The 9,116-nt window shown below is 71.5% G+C and carries 10 protein-coding genes and 1 pseudogene; 5 read left to right on the top strand and 6 right to left on the bottom strand.

Annotated features, from left to right (window positions below; genetic code table 11):
• A partial coding sequence (locus GEV07_02985) for a transposase (GenBank protein ID MQA01724.1) occupies positions 1-130 on the top strand: 130 nt, incomplete at its 5' end.
• Here the strand turns inward: GEV07_02985 and GEV07_02980 are convergent.
• Positions 100-498: an aldehyde dehydrogenase family protein gene (locus GEV07_02980; GenBank protein MQA01723.1), complete on the bottom strand. Its 399-nt coding sequence runs from the start codon at positions 496-498 to the stop codon at positions 100-102. The genes GEV07_02985 and GEV07_02980 overlap by 31 nt on opposite strands.
• A 136-nt stretch (positions 499-634) precedes the next feature.
• Between GEV07_02980 and ettA the strand changes: the two genes are divergently transcribed.
• Positions 635-2,311: an energy-dependent translational throttle protein EttA gene (gene ettA, locus GEV07_02975; GenBank protein ID MQA01722.1), complete on the top strand. Its 1,677-nt coding sequence runs from the start codon at positions 635-637 to the stop codon at positions 2,309-2,311.
• Positions 2,312-2,328: 17 nt separating this feature from the next.
• A complete protein-coding gene (locus tag GEV07_02970; protein ID MQA01721.1) occupies positions 2,329-2,736 on the top strand; it encodes an acyl-CoA thioesterase in 408 nt (135 codons plus the stop codon).
• Positions 2,737-2,751: 15 nt separating this feature from the next.
• Here GEV07_02970 and GEV07_02965 read toward each other — a convergent pair whose 3' ends face one another.
• Positions 2,752-3,375, bottom strand: a complete 624-nt coding sequence (locus tag GEV07_02965) for a TetR family transcriptional regulator (protein ID MQA01720.1) — start codon at positions 3,373-3,375, stop codon at positions 2,752-2,754.
• Between the two features lie 64 nt (positions 3,376-3,439).
• Here GEV07_02965 and GEV07_02960 point away from each other — a divergent pair, with 64 nt between their 5' ends.
• A complete protein-coding gene (locus GEV07_02960) occupies positions 3,440-3,841 on the top strand; it encodes a hypothetical protein (protein MQA01719.1) in 402 nt (133 codons plus the stop codon).
• On the top strand, positions 3,838-4,539 hold the full coding sequence (locus tag GEV07_02955; protein ID MQA01718.1) for a hypothetical protein: 702 nt from the start codon (positions 3,838-3,840) through the stop codon (positions 4,537-4,539). Before GEV07_02960 ends, GEV07_02955 begins: the two co-directional genes overlap by 4 nt.
• 1 nt (position 4,540) lies before the next feature.
• Here the strand turns inward: GEV07_02955 and GEV07_02950 are convergent, their stop codons facing one another.
• The 4 genes and pseudogenes from GEV07_02950 to GEV07_02935 all read right to left on the bottom strand — a co-directional run bounded on the left by GEV07_02950 (position 4,541) and on the right by GEV07_02935 (position 9,115).
• On the bottom strand, positions 4,541-6,103 hold the full coding sequence (locus GEV07_02950) for a DUF3459 domain-containing protein (protein MQA01717.1): 1,563 nt from the start codon (positions 6,101-6,103) through the stop codon (positions 4,541-4,543).
• Positions 6,081-6,977 carry an ATP-binding cassette domain-containing protein gene (locus GEV07_02945; GenBank protein MQA01716.1) on the bottom strand — a complete coding sequence of 299 codons (897 nt, stop codon included), beginning with the start codon at positions 6,975-6,977 and terminating at the stop codon, positions 6,081-6,083. Before GEV07_02945 ends, GEV07_02950 begins: the two co-directional genes overlap by 23 nt.
• Positions 6,977-8,050, bottom strand: coding sequence for an iron chelate uptake ABC transporter family permease subunit (locus GEV07_02940; GenBank protein MQA01715.1), 1,074 nt, complete (start codon positions 8,048-8,050; stop codon positions 6,977-6,979). The genes GEV07_02945 and GEV07_02940 overlap by 1 nt, the downstream gene beginning before the upstream one ends.
• Positions 8,047-9,115 (bottom strand): annotated as a pseudogene (locus GEV07_02935) (iron chelate uptake ABC transporter family permease subunit). Before GEV07_02935 ends, GEV07_02940 begins: the two are co-directional and overlap by 4 nt.
• Position 9,116: the final 1 nt, after the last annotated feature.

Here is a 9,116-nt window from a genome sequence, read left to right as displayed (position 1 = left end):
CCGCATCGAGTACAACGCGATCAGGCCACACGAGGCCATCGCCTTCAACCGGCCCAAGGAGGTGCACCTGGGCCTGGCCGACCCGAAGATCCCGACCTTTCAAGTCAAGGAAATCCTGCCAACTCCTTGACGCGGGACAGTCTGCGCCCAGCCGGCGTACCAGCGGAGCATGTCGGCGGCGCGGCCGACGGAACCGGCGGCGACCGCGTACGGCTTGCCGGTGTCGGTGACGTCCAGCTCGGCGAGGGCGGCGGCCTCGGCGTCGATCAGGTCCGCCCACCGGGTCAGCGCCCGGCCGCGTCCTGCCGTGCCGAGGGCCTGCCACGCGGCGGTGGCCTGCTGCGCGGCCGCCACGGCCGCGGCCACGTCGGCGAGGTCGCCGGCGGCCTGGGTGGCGACCTGCGCGCCGGTCGCCGGGTCGACGACCGGCAGCCGCTCGCCGCTGGCCGACGCGTGCTTGGTGCCGGCGATGTGATGGTCGAGGACGTCCACGCTGATTCTCTATTTCCGCAACGAGGTGTCTATTTCAGAGCGCGGCAGTAGTGCGGGCACTGCGCACGGCTGTCAACCCCCGGACCAGCTGAGCGGGTCGCCCGGCCGTCAGGTGGTCGGGGTACGCCAGTAGCCTGGACACATGGCCGAGTACATCTATGTCTTCAAGCGCGCCCGCAAGGCGCACGGTGAGAAGGTCGTCCTCGACGAGGTGACCCTCTCCTTCCTGCCCGGTGCCAAGATCGGCGTCGTCGGTCCCAACGGAGCGGGCAAGTCCACGCTGCTGAAGGTGATGGCCGGCCTGGAGGAGATCAGCAACGGCGAGGCGTTCCTCAGTCCCGGCTACACCGTCGGCATCCTGTCGCAGGAGCCGCAGCTCGACGCGGACAAGGACGTGCTCGGCAACGTCCAGGACGGCGCCAAGGAGACCATGCAGCTGCTCGCCGAGTACAACGCGATCGCCGAGAAGATGGCGACCGACTACTCCGACGACCTGCTCGAGCAGATGGGCAAGCTGCAGGAGAAGCTCGACCACAAGGACGCCTGGGACCTCGACTCGCAGCTCGACCAGGCGATGGACGCTCTGCGCTGCCCGCCGGGCGATGCCGACGTGACCACGCTCTCCGGTGGCGAGCGCCGCCGGGTGGCGCTGTGCAAGCTGCTGCTCGAGCAGCCCGACCTGCTGTTGCTCGACGAGCCCACCAACCACCTCGACGCGGAGAGCGTGCAGTGGTTGGAACAGCACCTGGAGAAGTACCCGGGGACGGTCGTCGCCGTCACGCACGACAGGTACTTCCTCGACCACGTCGCCGGTTGGATCCTCGAGCTCGACCGCGGCCGCGCGCACGGCTACCAGGGCAACTATCAGACCTACCTGGAGAGCAAGGCGGCCAGGCTGAAGGTCGAGGGCCAGCGCGACGCCAGGTTGAAGCGGCGGCTCACCAGCGAACTGGAATGGGTGCGGTCGAACGCGAAGGCGCGGCAGACCAAGCAGAAGGCCAGGTTGCAGCGCTACGACGAGATGGCCCGCGAGGCCGAGTCGACCCGCAAGCTCAACTTCGAGGAGATCCAGATCCCGCCGGGACCACGGCTGGGCTCCGTGGTCGTCGAGGCCGAGGGGCTGACCAAGGGCTTCGACGGGCGCACCCTCATGCGCGACCTCTCGTTCACGTTGCCGCCCAACGCCATCGTCGGCATCATCGGGCCCAACGGTGTCGGCAAGACCACGCTGTTCAAGATGATCACCGGTGAGGAGCAGCCGGACGGCGGCAAGCTGCGGCTCGGCGACACGGTGCAGCTGTCGTACGTCGACCAGAACCGGGCCGGTATCGACCCGAACAAGAACGTGTGGCAGGTGGTCTCCGACGAGCTCGACCACATCGTGGTCGGCAAGGTGGAGATCCCAAGCAGGGCGTACGTGGCGAGCTTCGGGTTCAAGGGCGCGGACCAGCAGAAGCCGGCCGGCGTCCTGTCCGGCGGTGAGCGGAACCGGCTGAACCTGGCGCTGACACTGAAGATCGGTGGCAACCTGCTGCTGCTCGACGAGCCGACCAACGACCTGGACGTGGAGACGTTGCAGTCGCTGGAGAACGCGCTGCTCGACTTCCCCGGGTGTGCGGTGATCACCAGCCACGACCGGTGGTTCCTCGACCGGGTCGCCACCCACATCCTCGCGTGGGAGGGCGACGCGGACGACCCGTCGAGGTGGTTCTGGTTCGAGGGCAACTTCGACGACTACGAGCGCAACAAGGTCGAGCGGCTCGGCGCCGAGGCCGCCCGCCCGCACCGCGTGACGTACCGCAAGCTGACCCGCGACTGACCCGGCCCGCTAACACCGTGGCGAAGCACCGCTTCCACTGCCCACTGCGGTGGGGAGACGTCGACAGGTACGACCACGTGAACAACGTGGTGTACGTGCAGTACCTGGAAGAGGCGCGGGTCGACCTGTTCGAGCAGCTGAACGGCGACGGCACCTGGGACATGCTCACCAAGGGCGTCGTCGTCGCCAACCTCGAGGTGCAGTACAAGCGCCCGCTCGCGCACAGCACGACACCGGTGCCGATCGACGTCTGGGTGAGCCGGGTGACGGCGAGCGCCTTCGACCTGAGCTACGAGATCCACGACGCCGCAGGCACCACCTACGCGACCGCGCTGACCACCCTCGTGCCGTACGACCTGGCCGCCGCCTGGCCCCGCCGCCTGACCCCGGACGAGCGCAGCCGCCTGGAGTCCCTGCGCGCATAGCTTCGCGGCCCGCAGTCAGGGGCGTGGGGGTAGGCCGGTGAGGCGGTGCAGCAGGTCGTCGAGCAGGGTGTCCAGGGTTGGCCAGGGGAAGTCCGGGTGGGCGCGGCGCAGGGTGGCGATGCCGTGCAGGCCGGTCCAGGTCAGGGTGGCGGTCGTCTGCTGGTCGGCGACGGTGATTGCGCCGGTGCGCTGGCAGCGCGCGATGCCCGTGACGAGGTAGTCGAACGTCTCGCGGCCAGGGGCGCCCTGGCCCGTGTGCTGGTCGGGCCGGCGGGTGATGCCGCCCTCGAAGAGCAGGCGGTACATCGCCGGGTCGCGGTCGGCGAAGTCTAGGTACGCGCGGCAGCCGGCGCGCAGCTCCTCCGTCTCGTCGCCGGCGGTCGCGACGGCCGCCGCCAGCCGCTCGGTCAGGGCGGCGAACTGCTGCGCCAGCACCGCGTCGACGAGCTCGCGCCCATCCGCGAAGTGCAGGTACAGCGCCGGTGCGCTGACCCCGGCCCGCCTGGTCACCTCGCGCATCGACAGGCCCGCGTCGGTGCCGTGCTCGCGCAGCAGGTCCGCCGCCGCGGCGACGAGGTCGTGGCGCAGCCGGTCGCCCTCGCCCTTCTTGTTCCTCGAGCGTCGTGTCGCCTGCGGCATGGTTGACAGGGTAGCGGCCCGCCGTTAGCTTTACAGCTGTAAAGTTATTTGAGAGGGCGAGCCGATGAGCGCCACGACTTCCGCCGACGCCACCATGACGGTGGCCGCGCGAGCGCCGCGGTGGGCGACGGCCGCCGCGTACGCGCTCGGGGTGTTCTTCGCCGGGCTCGGCCTGATGCGGCTACTGCCGATAGCTACGGACCAGTGGTTGTTCGAGGACTGGGGCGTGCCCTGGTGGCTGCGTACGGGGGCCGCAGCCGCCGAGCTGCTCGCCGGCGGCTTGCTGTTCGTCCGTCGCTTGCGGATACTCGGTGCAGTGGGAGTCTTCACCATCATGGTCAGCGCGGGCACGATGCACGCCGCGCTCGGCCACAGCATGATCCTGAGCGCTCTGCTCAACGGGCTACCGGCGGTGCTGGCCGCCGCCGTGGCGTGGGCGCATCGCCGACAGCTGGCGGTGCTGTGAGCGCGCGCTCCAAGCGCAAGGTGGCCCTCCGGGTTGTCGCCGCGCTGGTCGTGGTGCTTGTCGTATCCGAGCTCGTCGGGCTCGTGCGCGTGCACTGGCAGGGCACCGCCTATCCGAACTACTGGGCGAACCGCGCGTCCGAACCGACCGCACCCGACGCCATCCGGGTGCTGGTCTACGGCGACTCGTCCGCGATGGGGATCGGGGCATGGCGGCCGGAGGACAGCCTCACCGGCCGCATCGTGCGGCACATCGCCGAGCGCACCGGGCGGCCGGTGCACGTCGTGAACCGGTCGTCAGGCGGCAGCGGCGTGGTGAACGCCAGGCGGCGGGTCGACGCGGGGGACGTGGCGCGCGCGGACCTGGTCATCGTCTCCGCCGGGTCGAACGACGTCGGGGAGCTGGCACCGGCGGAGTTCCGTCGGCAGCTGGCGAAGCTGGTCGAGAAGCTGCCGGTGGAGCGCACGGTGTTCTCCGGCATCGCGCCGGTCCGCGGTTGGCGCCCGTACCAGGACGTCCTCGCCGCGGTCGCCGAGGAGCGCGGCGTCAGGTACGCCGACGTCGCGATGGCGATCCTGAGCGCCAGGCGCCTCGACATCCTCGCGCCCGACTTCGCGCACCTGAACAGCACCGGCTACCGGCTGTGGTTCGAGGCGTTCCGTCCACACGTCGACGCACTCACCGCCGACTTGTACTGAGTCAGGCGAGCAGCCAGGCGGCCGCGTTGCCGGGCAGCTTCGCGCCGCTCAGCGGGTCGCTGGTGAAGAGCACCTCGCGGTGCGCGGGCAGCTCGGTCGGCCGGTCGCCGAAGTTGACCACGCAGCGCAGCCCGTCGCGCTCGAAGGCGAGCACGTCGGCGTCGCCGGCGAGCCAGGTCAGCTCCTCGGCCCGGTCGCTGACGTGCTCCCGACGCAGCCGCAGCGCCTCCCGGTAGAACGCGAGCATGGATGCGCCGTCGCTCTCCTGCCGCTCCACCGTCTGCCCGGCCCAGTCGGCCGGCTGCGGCAGCCACGGCGCCACGTCCGTGCCGGAGAAGCCGTACGGCGGCGCGTCGCCGGACCACGGCAGCGGCACCCGGCAGCCGTCGCGGCCCTTGTCGTCACCCGGCCTGAAGTACATCGGGTCCTGCCGGGCCTCGTCCGGCACGCCCACCTGCGACAGGCCGAGCTCCTCGCCCTGGTACAGGTACGCCGAGCCGGGCAGCGCGAGCATCAGCAGCAGGCCGGCGCGGGCCCGGGCGCGGCCGAGCTCCCCGTCGCCGTACCTGGTCACGTGCCGCTCGGCGTCGTGGCTGGACAGCACCCAGGTCGGCGCGGCGCCGACGGCCGTGGTCGCGTCCCAGCAGCCGGCGATGGCGCTCCTGAACTCCTCGGCCGACCAGTCGGCCGTGACGAGCAGGAAGTTGAACGTCTGGTGCATCTGGTCGGCGGCTACGTACCGCGCCTGCACCTCCGGCTCCGGCGACCAGGCCTCCGTGACCCCCATCCGGTCACCGGGGTACGACTCGAGGATGCTCCGCCAGCGGCGGTAGACGTCGTGCACCTCGGGGCGGTGCCAGTGCGGGTGGCCGGCCAGCTGCCTGGCGTGCTGCGGACCGTCGAGGTACGGCCCCTCCAGCTCGGGCAGGTCATCGTCCTTGAACATGCCCATCGCGACGTCGACGCGGAAGCCGTCGGCGCCGTGGTCGAGCCAGAACCGCAGCGTCGCGTCGAACTCGGCGTTGACCTCGCACTGCCGCCAGTCCAGGTCCGGCTGCTCGGGCGCGAACAGGTGGAGGTACCACTCGCCGTCCGGCACCCTGGTCCACGCGGAGCCGCCGAACATCGACTCCCAGTTGTTCGGCGGCAGCTCGCCGTTCCCGCCCTTGCCCGGCCGGAAGATGTAGCGCTGCCTGGCCTCGCTGCCCGGGCCGGCCTCCAGTGCCCGGCGGAACCACGGGTGCTCCGACGAGGTGTGGTTGGGCACGATGTCGACGATCACCTTGATGTCGCGCTCGTGCGCCGCCGCGACGAGCGCGTCGAAGTCGTGGAGGGTGCCGAACAGCGGGTCGACGTCGCGGTAGTCGGCGACGTCGTAGCCGTGGTCGGCCTGCGGTGAGGTGTAGAAGGGCGTCAGCCAGATGGCGTCCACGCCGAGCTCCGTCAGGTAGGGCAACCGCGACGTTATGCCGGCCAGGTCGCCGACGCCGTCGTCGTTGGAGTCGGCAAAGCTCCTCGGGTACACCTCGTAGATCACTGCATCACGCCACCAGGGCTGTGCCACTTCGCCTCCATCCTGCCGCCGGGTTCATCGCCGTTGCCCAAAGAATCAATCGTGGCATGGTGCGGCGGCGTTTCAGCCGCGCCCCCTGGCGCCGGCGGGTGGGCTTCGGTACGACAAGCGGCGCGCCGGTCGCCGGGTCGGCGACGACGAGGCACGGCAGGCCGAAGACCTCCTCGATCAGCTCTGCCGTGACGATCTCCCTCGGGTCGCCCGGCGCGACGATGCGGCCGTCGGCCATCGCCACCAGGTGCGTCGCGTACCGGCACGCCTGGTTGATGTCGTGCAGCACGAGCACCAGGGTGTGCCCGCGTTCCTCGTGCAGCTCGGCGCAGAGGTCGAGCACCTCGACCTGGTGGGCGATGTCGAGGAACGTGGTGGGCTCGTCGAGCAGCAGCAGCGGGGTCTGCTGGGCCAGCGTCATGGCCAGCCACACCCGCTGCCGCTGGCCGCCGGACAGCTCGTCCACCAGCCGGTGGGCGAGGTCGGTGACGCCGGTCGCGGCGAGCGCCTCGCGCACCGCCTGCTCGTCGGCCGTCGACCACTGCCGCAGCAGCCGCTGGTGCGGGTACCGGCCGCGGGCCACCAGGTCCGCCACGGTGATGCCGTCAGGCGCGGCGGACGTCTGCGGCAGCAGGCCCAGCTTGCGGGCCACTTCCTTCGTGCCGTACGACGTGATCGCCTGGCCGTCCAGGTAAACGGCACCGTGCGGCGGCCTGATCATCCTGGCCAGGCCGCGCAGCAACGTGGACTTGCCGCACGCGTTCGGGCCGACGATGACGGTGAACGAGTTGTCCGGCACCGCCAGGTCGAGCTCCGCGACCACCACGCGCTGGTCGTAGCCGAGGGTGAGGTCGGTCGCCTGCAGTACGGTCATCAGCCCCGCATCCTTCCCGAGCGCCATTCGTGCGCGAGCAGCCAACAGAGGTACGCGCCGCCGAGCGCGCCCGTCGCCAGCCCGACGGGCAGATTGGTCGAGGGGATGGCGTGTTGGGCGACGAAGTCGGCGGCCACCAGCAGCAGCGCACCCATCGCGGCGGCGGGCGCCAGGTGTGGGCCGGTGCCGCGGGTCAGCCGCCGCGCCAGCTGCGGCGCGGCGAGCGCGACGAACGCGACCGGCCCAGCGATGCCGACGGCGACCGCCGCGAGCACCGTGCCGAGTGCGACGAACGCCAGCCGGCTGCGTTCGGCCGGCACGCCGAGCGCGGCCGCGGTCTCGTCGCCCATCTCCAGCAGGTCGAGCCGCCTGCTGAGCACGGCCAGCACCGGCAGCAGCGCGGCGAGCGCGACCGCCACCGAGCCGACCTCCGACCAGGTCTTGGCGTTCAGGCTGCCGTACTGCCAGATGTTCGCGTCCTTCGCGACGAGCAGGTCCGCCCGGGCGAGCAGGTACGTGTTGACCGCCTGCAGGATGGCCGTCGTCGCGATGCCGACGAGGATCAGCCGGTAGCCGCGCATGCCGCGGCGCCAGGCGAGCAGATAGACGGCGGCGGCGGTGAGCAGCCCGCTGGCCACCGCCACCACGCCGATGCCGTACTGCCAGGACGGCAGGTAGATGATCGCGAGGATCGCGCCGGCGGCCGCGCCCGAGTTGAAGCCGATCACCTCCGGACTGCCGAGCGGGTTCCTGGTCAGGCTCTGGAAGATGGCGCCGCTGGCCCCAAGTGCGGCGCCGGCCAGCCACGCCGCGGCCACCCGCGGGAGCGCGAGGTGCACGACGATGAACCCGGACGCGGTGTCCGCCCGCCCGGTGAACACGTCGAACGCCGTACGGAACGGTACGTGCGGGTCGCCGAACCTGATGCTGACCACGCCCGTCGCCAGTGCGGCGACCACCAGCACCACACCGACGGCCAGCGTCCGGGGCCGCACCCGTACGGACACCCGGCCGCCGGCCGCCCTGAGGTGCCGGCCGGGCAGCGGCGCAGCGGTCTGCGCGCCGGCCTTCACAGCTGGGCCAGCCCTCTGCGCCTGACCAGTGCGATGAGTACCGGCCCGCCGAGCACAGCCGTCACGATGCCGACCTCCACCTCGGCCGGCCACGCGACCAGCCGGCCGACGATGTCGGAGACCAGCAGCAGCATCGCCGCGGTCAGCATCGAGTACGGCAGCACCCAGCGCTGGTCGGGACCGGTAAGCGCGCGCACCCCGTGCGGCACCATCAGGCCGACGAAGCTGATCGGGCCGGCGATGGCGGTCGCGGAGCCGCACAGCAGCACGATGGCCGTCGCCGTCACGACCCGGGTGCGCGCGATGCGTGCGCCGAGCGCGCGGCCGAGGTCCTCGCCGAGCGCGATGGCGTTCAGCGACGGCCCCATCACCAGCCCGAGCGCGCAGCCGACGGTGATGAACGGCAGCACGTTCAGCACCCGTGGCGATGTCCTCCACCGCGAGCGAGCCGAGGTTCCACAGCCGGACGCGGTCGAACGCCTGGGTGTTCGTGACGATCACCGTCGAGGTAGTCGCGGTCAGGGCGACACCGACGGCGGTGCCGGCGAGTGCCAGCCGTACCGGCGTCGCGCTGCTACGGCCGCCGGAGCCGAGCAGGTAGACGAGCACCGCAGTGCCCGCCGCGCCGAGCAGCGCGAACCAGACGTAGCCGCCGGGCGCGGTGACACCGAGCACGCCGACGGCCAGTACCACGCCCGCGAACGCGCCGGCGTTCACGCCGAGGATGCCGGGATCGGCGAGCGGGTTGCGGGTGAGCGCCTGCATGAGCGCGCCGGCCAGCCCGAGCGCGGCGCCGACGGCCACGCCCGCCACCGTGCGCGGCAGCCGCACCGTGTGCACGACGTCCGAGTCGTAGCCACCGGTCGGGGAGACGAGGTACGTCCACACGTCCGCCAGCGGGATGGCCTTCGCGCCGACCGAGATGCTGACCAGCACCAGTGCGAGGAGCAGCACCCCGCAGCAGACCAGCCCGGCCGTGCACGACCTGGTGGAGTGCAGTGGCCGGGGGCGCGCGGAGTCGGTAGCTGTGGTCCTTCGGTGGGCTTGGTTGGTTGGCGTCGACATC

This window comes from Streptosporangiales bacterium (assembly GCA_009379825.1).
GTDB lineage: Bacteria > Actinomycetota > Actinomycetes > Streptosporangiales > WHST01 > WHST01.
This window is presented reverse-complemented; position numbering and strand designations above follow the sequence as displayed.

What these genes read in the sequence shown, in the direction of transcription:
- GEV07_02945 (MQA01716.1), bottom strand. Translation starts at nt 6,977, where the DNA reads ATGACCGTACTGCAGGCGACCGACCTCACCCTCGGCTACGACCAGCGC.
- ettA (MQA01722.1), top strand. Translation starts at nt 635, where the DNA reads ATGGCCGAGTACATCTATGTCTTCAAGCGCGCCCGCAAGGCGCACGGT.
- GEV07_02960 (MQA01719.1), top strand. Translation starts at nt 3,440, where the DNA reads ATGAGCGCCACGACTTCCGCCGACGCCACCATGACGGTGGCCGCGCGA.
- GEV07_02965 (MQA01720.1), bottom strand. Translation starts at nt 3,375, where the DNA reads ATGCCGCAGGCGACACGACGCTCGAGGAACAAGAAGGGCGAGGGCGAC.